Source organism: Shewanella sp. HL-SH8 (assembly GCF_051165765.1).
Classification (GTDB): domain Bacteria; phylum Pseudomonadota; class Gammaproteobacteria; order Enterobacterales; family Shewanellaceae; genus Shewanella; species Shewanella glacialimarina.
In genome coordinates, this window is record NZ_CP195039.1 from 3,351,895 (window position 1) to 3,370,391 (window position 18,497).

Annotated in this window: 12 protein-coding genes and 1 pseudogene; 10 read left to right on the forward strand and 3 right to left on the reverse strand. The window is 40.0% G+C overall.

The genetic code is table 11. The features are described 5' to 3' along the window. Positions 1-87: 87 nt before the first annotated feature. Entirely contained in the window at positions 88-4,398 is a 4,311-nt protein-coding gene (locus ACRWQN_RS14755) for an EAL domain-containing protein (RefSeq protein ID WP_434938569.1), read from the forward strand. A gap of 108 nt (positions 4,399-4,506) precedes the next feature. Beyond that, positions 4,507-5,124: a hypothetical protein gene (locus ACRWQN_RS14760; RefSeq protein WP_434938570.1), complete on the forward strand. Its 618-nt coding sequence runs from the start codon at positions 4,507-4,509 to the stop codon at positions 5,122-5,124. A 318-nt stretch (positions 5,125-5,442) separates the two neighbouring features. Here the strand turns inward: ACRWQN_RS14760 and ACRWQN_RS14765 are convergent, their stop codons facing one another. The 3 genes and pseudogenes from ACRWQN_RS14765 to fadI form a co-directional block, all read right to left on the reverse strand. Then, positions 5,443-5,622, reverse strand: coding sequence for a hypothetical protein (locus ACRWQN_RS14765; protein ID WP_404830044.1), 180 nt, complete (start codon positions 5,620-5,622; stop codon positions 5,443-5,445). Positions 5,623-5,952: 330 nt separating this feature from the next. Beyond that, positions 5,953-8,080 (reverse strand): annotated as a pseudogene (fadJ, locus tag ACRWQN_RS14770) (fatty acid oxidation complex subunit alpha FadJ). 5 nt (positions 8,081-8,085) lie between these two features. Then, positions 8,086-9,396 carry an acetyl-CoA C-acyltransferase FadI gene (gene fadI, locus ACRWQN_RS14775; RefSeq protein ID WP_434931468.1) on the reverse strand — a complete coding sequence of 437 codons (1,311 nt, stop codon included), beginning with the start codon at positions 9,394-9,396 and terminating at the stop codon, positions 8,086-8,088. A gap of 346 nt (positions 9,397-9,742) precedes the next feature. Between fadI and ACRWQN_RS14780 the strand changes: the two genes are divergently transcribed. The 8 genes from ACRWQN_RS14780 (at position 9,743) to ACRWQN_RS14815 (ending at position 18,411) form a co-directional block, all read left to right on the forward strand. Further along, the gene (locus ACRWQN_RS14780) at positions 9,743-10,699 is read left to right on the forward strand and encodes an AAA family ATPase (protein WP_226414250.1); all 957 of its coding nucleotides are present in this window, start codon (positions 9,743-9,745) and stop codon (positions 10,697-10,699) included. 3 nt (positions 10,700-10,702) lie between these two features. Next, the gene (locus tag ACRWQN_RS14785) at positions 10,703-11,638 is read left to right on the forward strand and encodes a DUF58 domain-containing protein (RefSeq protein WP_434938572.1); all 936 of its coding nucleotides are present in this window, start codon (positions 10,703-10,705) and stop codon (positions 11,636-11,638) included. Next, on the forward strand, positions 11,639-12,214 hold the full coding sequence (locus ACRWQN_RS14790) for a DUF4381 domain-containing protein (RefSeq protein WP_434938574.1): 576 nt from the start codon (positions 11,639-11,641) through the stop codon (positions 12,212-12,214). Further along, a complete protein-coding gene (locus ACRWQN_RS14795) occupies positions 12,208-13,212 on the forward strand; it encodes a vWA domain-containing protein (protein WP_434938576.1) in 1,005 nt (334 codons plus the stop codon). Before ACRWQN_RS14790 ends, ACRWQN_RS14795 begins: the two co-directional genes overlap by 7 nt. Beyond that, complete coding sequence (locus ACRWQN_RS14800; protein ID WP_434938577.1) at positions 13,209-15,320, forward strand: VWA domain-containing protein; 2,112 nt, start codon at positions 13,209-13,211, stop codon at positions 15,318-15,320. Before ACRWQN_RS14795 ends, ACRWQN_RS14800 begins: the two co-directional genes overlap by 4 nt. After that, positions 15,314-16,939, forward strand: coding sequence for a BatD family protein (locus ACRWQN_RS14805; RefSeq protein WP_434938579.1), 1,626 nt, complete (start codon positions 15,314-15,316; stop codon positions 16,937-16,939). Before ACRWQN_RS14800 ends, ACRWQN_RS14805 begins: the two co-directional genes overlap by 7 nt. A gap of 208 nt (positions 16,940-17,147) precedes the next feature. After that, complete coding sequence (locus ACRWQN_RS14810) at positions 17,148-17,711, forward strand: sigma-70 family RNA polymerase sigma factor (protein ID WP_226414235.1); 564 nt, start codon at positions 17,148-17,150, stop codon at positions 17,709-17,711. Beyond that, positions 17,704-18,411 carry a DUF3379 domain-containing protein gene (locus tag ACRWQN_RS14815; protein ID WP_434938581.1) on the forward strand — a complete coding sequence of 236 codons (708 nt, stop codon included), beginning with the start codon at positions 17,704-17,706 and terminating at the stop codon, positions 18,409-18,411. Before ACRWQN_RS14810 ends, ACRWQN_RS14815 begins: the two co-directional genes overlap by 8 nt. Positions 18,412-18,497: the final 86 nt, after the last annotated feature.

Sequence of the window (18,497 nt, forward strand, 5' to 3'; positions counted from 1 at the left end):
GACTTTTGACAAACCCCATGGATTCTGAAAAAGTAGGCAAATCAACGCTTCTGCTTGGCATCTACGAGAACAAGAAAAATAAAAATTATGCCTAAAATCTTATCTTTACTCTTATTTCTTTTTGCTTTTTTTCAAGCATCATTCGCTATGTCGATGTCTTTTTCGGATATCAATCCTGAACAATTTGATATCACGCTTAATTACAAACAATATAGCGTTGCTGATGGCTTATCACAAAATACTGTAACTAGCATTATAAAGGACAGTGAAGGCTATGTTTGGCTGGGGACCGTTAACGGGCTAAACAGATTTGATGGAACTGAATTTAAGACTTATTATAATGGTTCACAACAAGACAGCCTACCAAGCTCATTTATTAGAAACCTACTTATAAATGAAGAAGGAATAATATTAATTGGTACAGATAACGGTTTAGCTTTATATAATAATAAAAATGAAAAATTTAAAACTAAAATTACTAAGCATCCAATTTGGACACAAGCAATTTGGTCTACCCATATTGCAAATGAACAACTATACGTAGGTTTAAACAATACACTATATATATTTAACCACGATCTAAGTAAGCAAATAAGAAAAATTGAAAACCCCAAGCTAAAAGAAATAAAAAAAATCAGAGCCATAGGAGATGACATAATAATTAGAAACTATGATGGAGATATCATAGAAATAACGAATTCAGAAATAAATATATTAAATAAAAAGTCTTTTGACTTTGAAATTTATAATGGGAAAATATTACATTCAAACTCATCGGGTTTGTATTGGGGTAAAGAAAGAGTAAAAACGATAAATAACAAAAATGTCATTTCAACTATTTATAGAAACAACACTGACATTCAATTTTTTTCTAAAACTCACATTTATGAACTAAATAGTATTGTACATGATAACACAACAACACTTAGCACCACAAAAGTTGGAGCATTCGAGTTAACTTCCCCTAGAAACAAACAACTATCAGTTTTCAGCAATAACAATGAAGTATTTATTTCCAACTTACAAGATGGCTTCAAGATAATAAGTAAAAAAAATAATCTAGCAAAAAAAAGCACATTAAAGATTGAAGATATTTGGTCTATAACTAATGATAAAGAATATATATATATAGGGAGCTCTTCCCCAAAAATACTAGTCTTAAATAAAAACTTAGATTTTATTAATGAAATTGGTTCAAACTTGCCTGATGGTCACAAAACCATCTCAAAAATCAATAACAATATATTTATTGGTACGTCAGCAGGCCTATACATTTTAAATACAATACTAGATCAAACGCTAAAAATTTCAAATGAAAATATATTAAGAGTTAACACTATCAATAACGAATACATTTCAGCATCAACCTTTGATGGGAAAATTATATCTTTCGATAGTGAGGGGAACCAAACAAACGTTATAAACACTGGGACTAACCATCCTATTTATGACTTTCTTTACATTAAAGACACTATATATATAGCATCTCAAAAAGGGTTGTTAACCCACCAGAACAATGAAACTAAATCACTGTACAATGAAGACTTAGTATTCAGCTTGTTACTTGAAAATAACGAAATACTATTCGGAACTAGAACCGGAATAAATAGTTTTAATTTAACCAATGGAATAACAAAAACTATTATTCACACAAACAAAATAATCTATTCAATTTCATTATTTAACAACCTTTTGGTATCACCATCTAACATGGAGATAAATGTATACAACTTAGATACAAAAAAACTACTCAAAGTCAACAGTGACCATGGTAGTCTGAAGGATTATAGTACTCAGTCTTCATTACAAATAGGTGACAGTTTAATCATCGGCGGAGTAGAAGGCTTAACGATAATCACACCTGAGAAAATAAAAAGTGTCATTAATAATGAAGGTAAAAATAAAGTTTCTATCACAGAACTTTCTGTTTTCAACAAAGCAGTAAGTTTGGAATCAAACATACTAAATAGCCCAATTAAATATACCGATAAAATAACACTAAAAAACTCAGATTACCCTTTTTCGTTAAACTTTAATATTATTGGAAAAGATGTATCTAAATTTAGTTTTTTTTATTTTCTTGATGGAATAGATGCTGATTGGTTACCTACCAGAAATAATTCTGCGACTTACACTAACCTACCTCATGGTATGTATACATTTAATGTTTTTGCAGAAGACAAATTAACAGGAAAAAAATCAGAGATAAAGTCACTTGAGATTGCAATAACGCCTCCATGGTGGCTATCCATTCGAGCAAAAATTGTTTATAGCTTTATATTTATAATTTTATTATTAATAATAATAAAATCTATTTTGCGTCGCCAAGAGATACAGAAAAAAGTTGTACTCAGTGAAGAGCGTCTTAAACTTTCACTTTGGGGAAGCGGCGATGAAATGTGGGACTGGGATATAGAAAGCGGAAAAATATTTCGCTCCAATATTTGGGGCACACTAGACTTCCCTCAAGATGGACATCGCTCAGGAACAATAGGTGAAGAAAGTAATATTCATCCTATAGATCAACCTAGAGTGCAAAAAGCCCTTAATGATCATTTTAGCAGTATCACAGATCACTTCGAAATCGCTTATCGAGTAAAGGGTCGCAATGACCAATGGATGTGGATTTTAGACAGAGCAAAAATAGTTGAACGCGACCAGAAAGATCATCCAGTTCGTATGACAGGAACAATTAAAGACATTAATAATATTAAACAGGTTGAAGAACAGCTTAAACTTTTTGCCCGCGCAATTGAAAATATTTCAGAGGGGATGTTCATTCTCAACCAGGATTATGTATTTGTTGAAGTTAACGAAGCATGCTGTGATATCGCACAGTGTAGCCGCGATAAATTTTTACAGCAGCAACTTGAGTTTACTCGTTATCCTAATTCATATTCAGAACAAATTAGAAGCGCATTACGCCAGCAAGGACGTTGGAATGGTGAAATAGAAGCCAATAAAGGCGATGGTAGCTTCTTTTTGATGGAATTGACCATAGATGCTATGTATGACGAGCAAGGTGAAACAAGCCATTATGTAGGGGTTTTTTCAGATATAACCCGCCGTAAGCAACAAGAAGAAGAATTACGTAAATTAACCAATAACGACTTACTCACTGGTTTGCCAAATCGCTCAAGTTTACAAGTCACTTTAAACAACCTAGTGAAGAAAGATATTCACCATACTTTGATGGTATTAGACTTAGATAATTTTAAACGTATAAATGACTCTCTGGGACATCAAGTGGGCGATGAGTTGCTTATATCCGTTGCAGAGCGCATCAAAACCTCAATTCCAGGCCATGCCAGTTTATATCGACTGGGTGGTGATGAATTCGCATTACTTATTGACCAGAACCCCGATATTGGCTCTAGTGCCATGATTGCCTCTAACATTATTCAGTCACTGAAACCCGCATTCGAAATAAATGGGGATTCTCTAGTGCTAAGCATTAGTGTTGGCATAGTACTTTATCCAGAGGACGAGCAAAACGAGCAAGCATTGTTACGCAAAGCTGATATTGCTATGTACCATGCGAAATCTGCCGGTGGTAGCCGCTATCAATTCTATTCTGAGTCTCTAAATCAGAATGCATTACGACAACTAGAAGTTGAAAATTTAATTCGTGAAGCATTAAAGGAAGATTTTTTTGAAGTCTACTACCAGCCTAAAGTCGATTTAAAAAATGATTGCTTAGCAGGTATGGAAGCACTCGTCAGATTAAACCACCCTAAACATGGCATTATTCCGCCTAATGATTTTATCCCACTTGCTGAAGAAAACGGCTTAATAGTTGAGATTGGTGATGTTGTGTTGCGAAAAGCATGTTTTGCTGCGCAGAGGTGGTTGGAGCAAGGCTTATTTAGTGGCCGCGTTGCCGTCAATTTATCGTCACGTCAATTTGCTCTCCCAGATTTACAGCAAAGAATAGAGTCAATTTTACGGCTTACCAAGCTACCGGCTCACCATTTAGAGTTAGAGATCACCGAAGGAACCGTAATTAAAAACCCTGAAAATGCCATAAAAGTGATGCAACAACTCGCTAAAATGGGCGTTAGTCTTGCTTTAGATGACTTTGGTACGGGTTATTCATCATTATCCTATCTTAAGCGCTTTCCAATCAATTGCTTAAAAATTGACAAATCATTTGTCGATGATATAGACAAATCTGATCGCGACTTAAAAATGGTCGATTCTATTATTACTATTGCCCACAATATGGGGTTAACTGTGGTAGGCGAAGGTGTAGAGCAGGCCGCTCAGCTTAATATTTTAAAAGCTCTTAATTGTGAGGAAATACAAGGGTATATATTTAGCAAACCTGTTCCTGAAAAAGACTTTGAAGCTCTGTTAACTGCAGATGTGAATAAAGTAAGGCTGCGTAAAAAACCATAAAAATACAAAAATACTACTTTTAGTCAACATTGGCACAGGAACTGCTATTGAATTGTTAGTTGTCAAAAATAACAATTCAATAATAACCCTGAGCCAAGAGAGACTAAAATGATTAAAGGAATAATTGCACTATCTGTTTTATCAATACTTTCAACTACAGCATCTGCGGATCTACTATCGATAGAAAAAAATAGTAATCAAGTTGTAAAATTAGCGGACATTTCTGATGTTAAAGTACTCGAAACTCAAATAGCTAAGCTTCCAGGCGTTAAAGTACTTGAGACTCAAATAGCCAAACTTCCAGGTATTAAAGTACTTGATACTCAAACAGCCAAACTTCCAGGTATTAAAGTACTCGATACTCAAACAGCTAAGCTTCCAGGTATTAAAGTACTTGATACTCAAACAGCCAAACTTCCAAGTATTAAAGTACTTGAGACTCAAACAGCCAAACTTCCAGGTATTAAAGTACTTGAGACTCAAATAGCCAAACTTCCAGGTATTAAAGTACTTGATACTCAAACAGCTAAGCTTCCAGGTATTAAAGTACTTGAGACTCAAACAGCTAAGCTTCCAGGCGTTAAAGTACTTGAGACTCAAACAGCTAAGCTTCCAGGCGTTAAAGTAATTGAGACTCAAACAGCTAAGCTTCCAGGCGTTAAAGTAACTGAGACTCAAACAGCTAAGCTTCCAGGCATCAAAGTACTAAATACTCAGACTGCATAAGGAATATAACTATGTTTAATTCATTAAAAATTGCATTGGGTTTAGCCAAACCAGCTCGTAAGAAAGTAAAATTGCCTGCAGGCTTAGAACGTTTAGAAGTGACTCAAGCTAAAGCCTGGTGGAAATAATTAAGCGGGTATTAATAAAAAAGGAGCTGCGAGCTCCTTTTTTGTTGTCTAGACATTTACTTTTATTAAACATGCAGATAATGATTTACAGGCTCCTTTATCAATCTAAATAATCATTTATTGCGAAATCATCTAGCCAATTCTGCTATCTAATTAATCAAGCCAACATATATTATGTACGCACTAAGCCTCAAAAACTCGCTCTATGGGCGCCTAAACCTTCTACTTTACGATAAGCTAAATGTTTATGAGTAGTGAATAATGGGTATGCCACAGGCCCTAAAACCACGCCAACCAATGCCCAACGCTTAACCGCTAAACCTGCATAATAAGCAGAGAAGCCAAGAAAAATGCTACTCAATACAAACAATAAAGCGAGTAATAACCAATCTAATTGAAAAATCACTGAAACCTCTTTATATCTTCAGTTAACTGCATTCCATCATAATAATGGCTAAAAACACTGCACAGCAGCATTCCATTTTCAGCCTAGGCTATCTGTATTATTAAAACATCCTTTAGTTTCGCCCAAATTGATACATCTTAATAATACTAAAAGATTACAAACTAGCCGCATTATAGCCTAAAGTACCACTCACTTCGATTAAAATTCAGGCAAAAGTATTCCGGCAAGGTAATAAAAAGCGGCAAATGATTGCCGCTTTTTTAATCTCAACTAAATCTAGTGACTCAGTATTCATCAGTTCGTATGAAAATGAGTTCCTTCAGTTGCCATATTTTTTAGCATTTCACAGGGAGCGAAACGATCACCATAAAGTTTCTGATAACGATTTAAGGTATCAACCAGGTTTTTAGGCCCTAATGAATCAATATAACGGAAAGGACCGCCTAAAAATGGTGGGAAACCAATACCAAAAATAGCACCAATATCACCATCTCTTGCGTTAGCAATAATGCCTTCTTCTAAGCAACGAACCGCTTCGTTAAGCATTTGAATAGTACAGCGCTCGGCAACTTCTTTTGCTTCTTTATCAGATGAAGCTTTAATACCTAATACGCCATAAACCGATTCATCAACCAACTTGGCTTTTTTCGCTTTAGGGCCATATTGATAAAAACCTTTGCCGTTTTTACGCCCTTTACGATCATCGGCAAGTAACTTATCAAATGCCGCTGGTGCTGAAAAACGCGCACCCAACTCTTTTTCTAAAATAGGCGATATTTTAGCCCCAACATCAATGCCCACTTCATCTAATAAAGTCATTGGGCCGACCGGAAAACCAAACTTAATTAATGAACGGTCAAGATGTTCAATTCGCTGACCTTCAAGTAATAATTGCGCGGCCTCATTCATGTAAAGCGCAAGAATACGATTGACGTAAAATCCCGCCCCATCTTGAACCACAATAGGTGTTTTACCTTGCTTACGGGCAAATGCTACAGTAGTGGCGATAGTTTCAGGTGAAGTGGTCTTGTGGGCAATCACTTCCACTAACGGCATTTTTTCAACCGGTGAGAAATAATGCAAACCAATCACATTTTCAGGACGCGCTGCAGCAGCAGCGATTTGACCAATAGGTAATGATGAAGTGTTAGAAGCAAAAATAGTATTTTCACCACATTCACGCTCAACATCCTTAACCATTTGATGCTTTAATGCTAAGTCTTCAAATACAGCTTCAACTACGATATCAGCATCTTTAATACCTTTATAATCAGTGGTAGTTGTCATAAGAGACATCACATTGTCACGGGCAGCAGGCGTCATATGACGGCGCTTAACACCTTTATCTAACAGCTTATAGGCATAAGCTAAAGCATTGCTTAGCCCTTGCTCTGAAATATCTTTTACCCGTACCGGTATTTTAGCTTTAGTTGTGGTGACAGAAGCAATACCGCCGCCCATTAAACCGCCGCCTAACACCATGGCTTTTTTAACGATGCGAGGCTCAGCACCTTCAGCACCGGTTTCTTTTTTCATTTCGGTGGTCGCAAAGAAAATACTGCGCAGTGCAGCTGACTCTTTGGACATTACTAAATTAGCAAAATGAGTCGCTTCGATTTCTAAGCCTTTTGCCATACCTTTATTTAAGCCCTGGCGAACACAGTCAATAATTTTTCCAGGAGCTGGATAATTGCCGGCTGTTTTCTTTTCGACTTGTTTACGCGCTTGATCAAACATGATGTCACGGGTAAATGAGGTTGACTCTAAAAATTGATTTAACTTTGACTGCTTAATCGGTTTGGCAGCGCTTTTACCTTTTTTAGCAAGCTCAATTGCGGTAGCAAGCAATATTGAGTTAGGCACTACATCATTCACTAAACCCATTTTTAATGCTTGTTTTGGACGAACTTGCTTACCGGTTAGCATTAAATCTAAGGCTGTTGCTACGCCCACTAAACGAGGTAAACGTTGTGTTCCACCACCACCAGGCAACAAGCCTAGCTGTACTTCAGGTACACCAAGTACGGTTTTGCTATCATCGCTACATACACGTAAATGACACGCTAAAGCCAGCTCTAAACCACCGCCTAAACACGCGCCGTTTATCGCAGCAACTACCGGAATAGTCAAACCTTCTAGCTCATTAAATACCACATGCCCTTGCTGTGATAAGTCTTTTGCGTCTTGTTCACTTTTACAAGCGGCCAACATACTGATATCAGCACCGGCAACAAATGAATCTTTTTTGCCAGAAACAACAACTAGCCCTTTAATGCTAGCATCGGTTTTTATTTCGATGAGTATTTCTGAAATCTCAGCACCAAATTCAGCTTTTAAGGTGTTCATGGTTTCACCAGGAACATCCATAGTCAAAATAGCGATACCGCTCGTCACGACGTTGTAAATTAAATGTCTTTTCCATTGTAATTACTCCACTTCCACGATCATTGCAGCACCTAAACCACCCGCGGCACACGCCGTTGCCAAACCAGTTCCACCACCACGGCGCTTAAGTTCTTGACACACTTGGGTGATTAAACGAGTTCCGGTTGCCGCAAAAGGATGACCATAAGCTAATGAGCCACCTAACACGTTAAATTTACTCATGTCGATTTCACCAATTGCGCGATTACGACCTAACTTTTCTTGAGCAAACTTCTTCGAACCAAACATCTGCATATTGGCAAGAGTTTGGGCAGCAAATGCTTCATGCATTTCAACTAAGGTTAAATCTTCTAATTCCATACCAGCGCGTTTCAGCGCTAACGGTGTAGCATATGACGGGCCCATTAACATATCTTGCCAAACGTCAATCGCAGTAAAGGCGTAACTTTTAATGTAACCAATAGGCTGATACCCAAGCGCTTTAGCTCGGCCTTCACTCATTAAGATGATCGCTGATGCACCATCGGTTAATGGCGTACTGTTAGCCGCGGTGACTGTACCGTGTTTACGGTCAAAAGCTGGACGAAGCTTGGCGTAAGACTCTAGTACTGAATCTTCACGGATATTGTTATCACGGTCGATAAACTGCTTATAAGGTGGAATATGCGCCGCCATCACTTCTTGCTGCAACACCCCTGAGTTCCACGTTTGAGTTGCAAGCGTGTGTGAACGGTGGGCTAATGCATCTTGATCAGCACGGCTAATACCATAGGTCTTAGCCATCTGCTCCGCGGTTTGCCCCATAGATAAACCGGTTGAATACTCTGCTACGGCAGGCGGTACAGGCATTAAATCTTTCAAACCTAAACGGCGCATAATGGCAAATTTTTGCTGGAAGGTACGCGCCTTGTTTAAGTCAACTAATGCATGAGCTAACTTTTTAGACACGCCAATGGGCAATACAGATGAAGAATCAGCACCACCAGCAATACCGATTTCAACATTACCGGTCATGATGGATTCAGCAACGTTAACCGCTGATTGGAAGGATGTCGCACACGCGCGAGTAACACTGTAAGCATCGGTAGAAACATCCATACCTGTGCCTAGCACGATTTCACGGGCAATGTTTGGCGCCGCTGGCATTTGAACAACTTGGCCATAGACTAATTGTTCAATAGTTTTGGGATCTAATTCTGAGCGAGACAACAACTCATTAACTACCATTTTGCCCATATCTAATGCTGATACGCCATGGAATGCGGTAGCCTGCTTTGCAAAAGGCGTTCTTAAGCCGGCGACGATTGCAATACGCTCTCCGCGGGCATTTGTTACCTGTTGTCTATCACTCATTTTTCACCCTCTTTTTATAGTTAACCTGGCGACACAAGCTCAAGTTGTTAATATCCGTTTCGCCCGACCATAGTGGTCAGACCATCAAAGTGTGATTTGATTCTAACTTTTTATTTACTAGTTTTAAACACCTGTTTAGATATATCTTGCAATAGCACTATATCTGCCGTGACTGACTTTAGCTATTAACCGACAACTAACCGATAAAATCCCCTTAGTGTAGCTTATTACGCTTATTGGTTTCATTAAGGGTTAAAATCTGTTAATCCTACTAGCTAAATCCATATAGAATTCATAACATAAGCCGCATTGTGTTTATGTTATTAGCAAATGATTGAGTAACCGTATGCCTTTAAGCCGATTTCATTCTTTAAGAACTTATCTCGACACTGTTATTTTAGGTCAACCTGTGTTGACTGAAAATCTTTTAATTGCCTTAGTAGCTAATGGTCACTTACTGGTTGAAGGCCCTCCAGGCCTAGCTAAAACCCGCGCAGTTAAAGCTCTGTGTGATGGGGTTGAAGGTGAGTTTCATCGTATTCAATTTACACCAGATTTATTGCCAGCAGATTTAACCGGTACTGACATTTATCGCCAGCAAACTGGCACATTTGAATTTGAAGCAGGTCCTATTTTTCATAACTTGATTCTAGCTGATGAAATAAATCGTGCCCCGGCTAAGGTACAATCAGCCTTATTAGAGGCCATGGCAGAAGGTCAAGTCACGGTAGGTAAAACCAGTTACCCTTTACCTAAACTGTTTTTAGTGATGGCAACCCAAAACCCGTTAGAAAATGAAGGGACTTATCCATTACCCGAAGCTCAGTTAGATCGTTTCTTAATGCACATTAATCTGGATTACCCAAATGCAGAAACTGAGTGCCTTATTTTACGTCAGTCACGTAAAGAAGCGATTAGCCATCAATTGCCCACTACTGAGCCTGTTGCGCAGGCAGATGTATTTGCCGCGCGGGATCAAGCACTTGAAATTTATCTTGCAGACCCCCTTGAGCAATACATTGTTGAAATCGTTATGGCAACCCGTCAGCCTGAACGATACAGCCCTGAATTGGCTAAATGGTTAGAGTATGGCGTTAGTCCACGTGCCACTATTTCATTAGAACGTTGTGCCCGTGCAAGAGCTTGGCTTTATGGCCGTGATTATGTATCACCAGAAGATATTCAAGCCGTCGCGCCTAATGTGCTACGTCATCGTCTACTACTAAGCTATCAAGCGCAAGCTGAAGGCATAACGGCAGATCGCGTTATTGACACCATTTTGTCTCAAGTAGCAGTACCTTAAGCAATGAGCACAGCAGAATTATCACTGCCGTTATTTAGTGATGGCATAAACTTGAACGAGCAGGAATTAATTGCCTGCCAAAGCTTGTCGCATGTTGTAGCTGACCGTAAAACACGCACAAAAGCGGCTATGGCTGGTCATAGGGCAAGTTTAGTCAAGGGCCGCGGTATGGAGTTTGCTGAGGTACGTCATTATCAAAATGGTGATGATGTGCGCTCTATTGACTGGCGAGTTACCGCGCGTACCGGCGTAGCTCACACTAAATTGTTTATTGAAGAACGCGAACGCCCTATCCTATTATTAGTCGATTTAAGCCACAGTTTATATTTTGGCTCACAATTACTATTACAAGCAGTTCAGGCTGCCCACGTGGCCACAACCATAGCCTGGAGTGCGGTAAAGCATGGTGATAAACTCGGTGCATTAATTGCCAGTGAAACAACCCATTTAGAGCTCAAGCCCCGTAGCCGTAGACAAGGCATGTTACAACTGTCTTCAGGTTTAATTGATGTGCATCAAAAACAGCTCAATCAATTTGATAATTTGCCGCAAGACCCCGAACATATGTTCAAAGCTTGCCAGCGATTACAGCGGATAGCAAAACCGGGCTCTTTAGTATGGATCATTACCGATGGCCACCATTTCAGTCCGCAATGCCTTGCGCCGCTAACACAACTAAAACGTCACTGTGATATAGGTGCATTTGTAATAACAGATCCGCTTCGCCAGGGGACACTGATTTTGCCTAAGCAGTTTGCTTTTCCGGTACGTGATGGCAAGCAACAATTAACATTAACCCGCGACAGTTATCAAAAATGGTTAGTAGAGCAGCAAGTTGCCCAACAAGGGTTTGTACAATTAATGAAGCAGCTTAATGTGCAGCCTAAATTCATCGATGCAGGTAAACCACTGAGTGACCAATTGGAATTATTACGCTAAATGTTACCTATTTTAATTAACTCAATCATAGCGCCGGCAGCCGCACCTGCCGCGGTGGCTAACCAAGGTGTTTCGCCTTTAGCTCAAATGCATGACATTTTATTGCCTAACATGGTTTCAGCTATGCCAATCGCACCAGGCTATTGGCTATTACTTGTGCTATCTATCCTAATACTGAGCTGGATTATGGGTAAAATTCTCAAGCAGCGCCGTTATCATGCGCCCCGAAAAACCGCGCTGAAAATATTACAATCAATGGACAGTAATGCAGATAACTTTGCCTCAGAGGTCAATAGCTTACTAAAACGTACCGCAATGACCTATTTACCAAGACAATCACTGGCACATTTAAATGGTCAACCGTGGTTTAATTGGCTAGATCAACGTTTACCAAAAACCAAACAACAGCTTATAGGTACGTTATTAGTCAAACGCCACCAGGCTAAAGGGCTCACACTTGAAGATAATCAGCAATTATTAATGCTGGCGAGTCTGTGGCTAGCCAATAAACATCCGTTTGAGCCCGTCAGCATTCAAGATACTGATAAACAGCATAAACAGGAGGCTGCATGTTAAGTGTCACTTGGCCTTTGGTGTTTATTTTATTGCCATTGCCGTTATTTTTTAGACAAACAAAAATCGTCGACCAAGGTGGACACCTGCAACTTCCCGGTGTCGGTCAAGCCATCAAAAACCAAAGCCAACAAACGGTAAAACGCTCACGCAAATTATATTGGCTAATGTGGGTATGTTTATTGTGTGCAGTAGCAAGGCCCCAATGGCTGGGCGACCCGATTGAGCTACCGTCAAAAGGTCGTGATTTAATGATGGCTGTTGATTTATCAGGCAGTATGCAAATTGAAGATATGGTGATTGATGGCAAAATCGTCGACCGTTTCACCTTAATTCAGCATGTGTTAGCCGACTTTATTGAACGCCGCAAAGGCGATCGCCTCGGATTAATATTATTTGCTGATCACGCTTATTTACAAGCGCCACTGACCCAAGATAGACGCTCGGTGGCAAAGTTTTTAACCGATGCACAAATTGGTTTAGTCGGCAAACAAACGGCTATTGGCGAAGCCATCGCATTAGCGGTAAAACGGTTTGAAATGGTTGATGAAAGTAATCGGGTGCTGGTGTTGTTAACTGACGGTTCAAACAATGCTGGTAATATTGAACCCGAAATGGCAGCAGAAATAGCTGCAAAAAGAAACATTACTATTTATACGGTAGGTGTTGGCGCCGAGTTACTTGAGCGCCGTACTATTTTTGGTAAAGAGCGCATTAACCCATCAATGGATTTAGACGAAACTCAGTTACAAAAGCTAGCCGATATGACCAATGGGCAGTATTTTCGCGCTAGAAACAGTGAAGATCTGGCAAAAATTTATCAGACCATAGATACATTAGAGCCGGTTAGCCGCGATCAATTAAGTTATCGCCCGAAGAAAGAATTATTCTATTGGCCTTTATTAATGTCTTTATTGCTCAGTATCTTAATTAGTGCCCAGCAACACTTTCAAGCTGGTCTGGTATTACCTTCATTTAAGCGTGGGGGCAAAATAGAATGATCCACTTTATCCGCCCAGAGTGGCTATTAGGTTTAGTGCCGCTTATTTTATTAAGCTTGCTATTTTGGCGCCGTCATCAGCAACAATCTGCTTGGAAAGCGTATATTGCGCCGCATCTAACCCGCATGCTGATCAGCGACAGTGCCGAGCAAAGCAATAAACCTAAGGGGTTACTGGCATTTTGTTGGATTGTTGCAGTATTAGCATTAGCAGGTCCTGCTATCAGTAAACAAAACTTACCTGTTTTTGCGACGGATCAAGGCCGAGTGTTGATTATGGACATGTCTTACTCCATGTACGCGACCGATCTAACCCCAAATAGATTATCCCACGCTCGCTTTCGCGCGACGGATTTACTGTCTGAAATAAAAGAAGGCGAAACGGGCTTAATTGCCTACGCGGGTGATGCTTTTACCATTAGTCCTTTGACCCGTGACAATGGCACTTTGTTGAACCTCTTGCCCACATTATCACCGGATATTATGCCTGTAAGAGGCTCTAATTTATCCTCAGCCATCACATTAGCACAGCAGCTTTTAGCCCAGGGCGGCCATATTACTGGTGATATTATTCTAATGACAGATGGGGTTTCAGATCAGCAATTTAACCAGGTATATGATGAATTAAAAAATAGCCGCTACCGTTTATCCATATTAGCCTTTGGCAGTAAAACCGGTGCCCCTATAAAGCTATCTGATGGCCAATTAATGCGCGATAGCAGCAATGAAGTGGTGGTCGCTAAAACCGATATTAACTTGCTGCAAAAACTGGCTAAACAAGGTTCAGGAGTGTTAATTGCAGCGCAGTCAGATGGCAGCGATATCAAACAACTCATTCAATGGCTTGCTGAAGATGGCCAAGCAAAAGCCACTGAACTTGAAGGTGAATCATGGCAAGATTTAGGTCCCTATTTAGCATTATTATTATTGCTACCTGTGTTATTAAGCTTTAAACACGGTGTGCTAGCTAACCTTATGTTACCTACAGCCTGGCTACCTTTAGCTGGACTAATGGGTTTGTTAGCCTTCAGTACTGGCTATAGCAAGCCTGTACAGGCCAATATTTGGGATGACTTATGGCTGACAGCGGATCAACAAGCCCAGCAGGCTTTTGATAAAGAAGAGTATGCCAAAGCGGCGGCAAATTTCAGTCAACCTAATTGGCAGGCTAGCGCCCATTATAAGTCAGGAAATTACCAACAAGCGCTTGAAGGTTTTGAATTAGACAATAGCGCCGAAGGCTTATATAACCAAGCCAATAGTTTGATGCAGTTAGGAGATTTACCTGAAGCCATTAAGCGCTACCAACAAGCTTTAGGATTACGAGCTGATTTTATTGAGGCAGAAGAAAATCTAGCCCTAGCACAAGAATTACTTGAACAAGAGTCACAGCAAAATAAACAAGATAGCGATCAAAATGGTGAGCAGAAAAATGACTCGCAGGATAAAGATCAACAACAAAATGATCAAAATAACCAGCAGAACAGTCAACAAAATCAGGACAAGCAAAACAGCAGTCAACCAAATGATCGGCAACAAGACTCTCAAGATTCAAGCTCTGAACAGTCTAACCAGGACCAACAAGGCAAGCAGCCTGAGAATGCTGAGCAGGATAAACAATCTAAAAGCAATGAAACACCAGACAAACAACAGTCTGAAGATAGCCAAGACGAAAATCAGCAACAATCATCTGGCAGTCAACCCAATGATAAGCCTAATGATCAAGCAGAAGAAAATGCCGATAATGCTCAGTCTAAATCAGGCTCTTCAGAAAACTCAACCGCGAAAGATGAACCTGCACCAAGTAATGAAGCCAGTATGCAAGCCAATACTGAGCTAAGTGCTGAGCAAAGTACGGATGCTAAAAATGCTCAGCAATCAAATCAGCCAACGACTTCAGCAACACCTTTAGAAGAAACATTAGATGAGGATGGCAAGCCTATAAATCAGGTTATTAGCCCAACAACGATAGGCCAACAACCTTTGCCAGAAGATATGGAAAGAGCATTAAGAGCAATAAATGAGGATCCACAAGTATTGATCCGCAATAAAATGCAATTGGAATATCAAAAACGTCGTCAACAGGTCAAGGAAAAAGAACAGTGGTAATTCGAATTTTATTAAGCCTAATCCTTATTATTTTGGCCCCTTCGGTTATGGCGCTCACCCAAGTAGAGGCCAGTATCGACAAAAATCCGGTGAGTGAAGGTGAATACTTTGTGTTGAACATCAGCGCCGATGACGATCTCAATGCCGGCGCATTAGATACATCTTCATTACTGGATAACTTTATTGTTGGTCGCACAAGTGTGGGCAGAAGTACTCAAATGATAAACTTCAGCACCACCAAAGAAACTCGATGGCAAGTGCTGTTATCACCTAAATATACCGGTAAGGTGACTATTCCAGCGTTCACTATCAGCGGAGTAAGTTCATCGCCCATTACCCTGCAGGTTAATCCAGCAGGAAGTCAGCCTCAAGAAGCTCAAAATTTGTATATTGAAGTCAGCACTAATGTTGATGAAGCCTACGTTGGTCAGTTAATTAACTACAAGGTAAAACTCTATTTAGCCGTAGAATTGCAACGCGGTGTACTGGGTGCCCCTGTCGTCCAAGGTGCACAAATAAAACAAATTGGTGAAGATACCGACAGCACTGAAATCGTCAATGGTCGCCGCTTTAGAGTGATTGAGCGCAACTACGGTATTGTCGCAGGCTTACCTGGTGAAATTATTATTAACGGTGCAACTTTTTCTGGTGATGTATTAATTGAAACACAAAACCGTGGCGGCATGTTTGGTTTTAATGAAAGCATTCCGATGCAAACTGAAGCCGAGCGGAAAGTGATTCAAATAAACAGCTACCCACCGAGTTATCAAGGTGAGTGGTTAGTGAGTGATTTAGTGTCCTTACGCGAAGTATGGCCCGATGATAAAACTACCTTTGAAGCAGGCAGCCCCATTACTCGGACCATCAGCTTAATTGCGATTAATGTTGATGAACATAGCCTCCCCGAGCTGACAATGCCCGCCACAGAAGGAATGAAGATTTATCCTGAGAAGCCGTTACGCCAAACAGGCATTCGTGATGGACAAGTGATTTCGCAATACAGCTTAACTGCCGCTATGGTGCCCACTAAACCGGGCACTTATACCCTGCCAGAAATAAAAATACCTTGGTGGAATATTCAATTAAAACAGCAGGAATATGCCATTTTACCTGCCAAAACCATTACCGTTATCGCAGGGCAAATGGCCGATAATGCACTACTGATTACGCCTCAAGCTCAATCTAACAATAGCGCGGATTACTGGCCATGGTTGACCGGATTATTTGCAGCACTATGGTTAATCACTTTAGTGTTATGGCGAAAAGCCGCAGGCCGAAGTCATCAAAATCAGGCTGGTGACACAACAATCACCGCACGTCCGACAACGAATATGGCTAACTTAGCAGCCATAGTGGATGCCTGTGATCGTAATAATGTCAGCGATGTGATAGGCACGCTGCAACAGTATTTTTCAGCGATATTGAAGCGTAAAGTCACTTTGGCGGAAATTAGTCAGCTTTCAACATTACTTTCACAAGCAATTAGCGTTTTGCAATCCGGCCGCTACAGCCAACATACAACCCCTGTGAATAAAAAACAGCTTATTGATGCAATCCAATCATATCAACCTAATAGCAATAAACAGACTGATTCAATTATAGCTAAACTGAATCCTTAAGGCCTATCAAATGGGTTGTCCTCCCTTTTGTGAAATACCATAAAAGGGAGATGTTATTTGGCACTTTGTAGCGACTTATAATAATTGCCACTAGTGATCTATCACTGATAATAATGAAGACCAGTAATAAAATAACCTCCACAATAGTCGTTGCACTCTTGCGCTGACCTAGTAAGCTAAGTGTAATTATTATGAGAAAAATATAAAAATGTTTGAAATTCTGCGAAAGAAAAAGTCCGACCCTACGGTCTTATCTGACATGGTAAATAAACAAAGACGTTACGATAGCCTTGTCAGGGCACTTCATACCGACATTTTCCGTTATGCCTATTGGTTATGCGGTAATAAACATGTGGCTGAAGATATCACTCAAGAAACCTTTTTACGGGCATGGCGTGCGTTAGATTCTTTGAAAGATGATAAAGCCGCAAAAGCCTGGCTTATTACTATTTTACGTAGGGAAAATGCCAGACGCTTTGAACGTAAGCAGTTTGATTACAGTGATGTAGAGCAAGAGCTACTTGAAGATGTTATCTCTAGTAGCACTGAAGATGAAACCGAGCAATATTGGCTACGCAGGCAAATCGGCAAACTTGATTTAGAATATCGTGAACCTTTGTTATTACAGCTCATTGGTGGATTTAGCGGAGATGAAATCGCCGAGATGCTTGAATTAAATCGCAACACGGTAATGACACGATTATTTCGTGCCAGAAACCAATTAAAAGATGCATTAGACAGCCCAGAAGTAAGAGGTCAATCAAATGGATGATCTACAATTTCGCCGCCAAGCTTATGGCGATCCCAATACTCAGTCAGATGACTTTTTGCAGCATATCGCAAATAACTCAGCTGATGCGAAATTGGTTAAAGATTTACAAGCACTTGATGACAGGCTAACACAGGCGCTTAATGTTCCGGTACCTGATGACCTAGCGGACAAGTTATTATTGCGTCAACAGCTAAGCCAACATCATCAAACCCAAAAGCGTACTCGCTATTTAATGGCGATGGCGGCGTCTATTGCGTTTGTTGTTGGGGTTAGCTTCAGTATGCTACGTTTTACCCCAATTGATTTATCTGAAAATGCTTTAGCCCATGTTTACCATGAAACCAAAGCGCTACAGATGGAACAAAACATCGGTTTTAATGACGTAAACTTCAAGTTAGCCAGTCTATCAGGCCTACAACAGTCTAAATTTATTCAGCAGCCAGGAAGAGTCTTCTATACTGCCTACTGCGACTTTCAAGGGGTTAAATCTTTGCATTTGGTTATGCAAGATGAAAATGGTCACAAAGTAACTTTGTTTATTGTGCCAGCAGAGAACAGATTAACCTTAGATGACGCCTTTGCCGATGCAAAATACAAAGGACAAGGATTCAAATTTGCCGGAACCTATATGCTACTTGTCGGTGAACAGCAATCTGATCTAAATTACATTAAACGCGAAATTGAGCAAACGTTTATCTAAGGTAATTACGACAAACTAAACATAGCACTCAGCCGTACTTTACAGTGCGGCTGAGTATTTTTTCCCTATCCTCCCCCCGCGAAAGT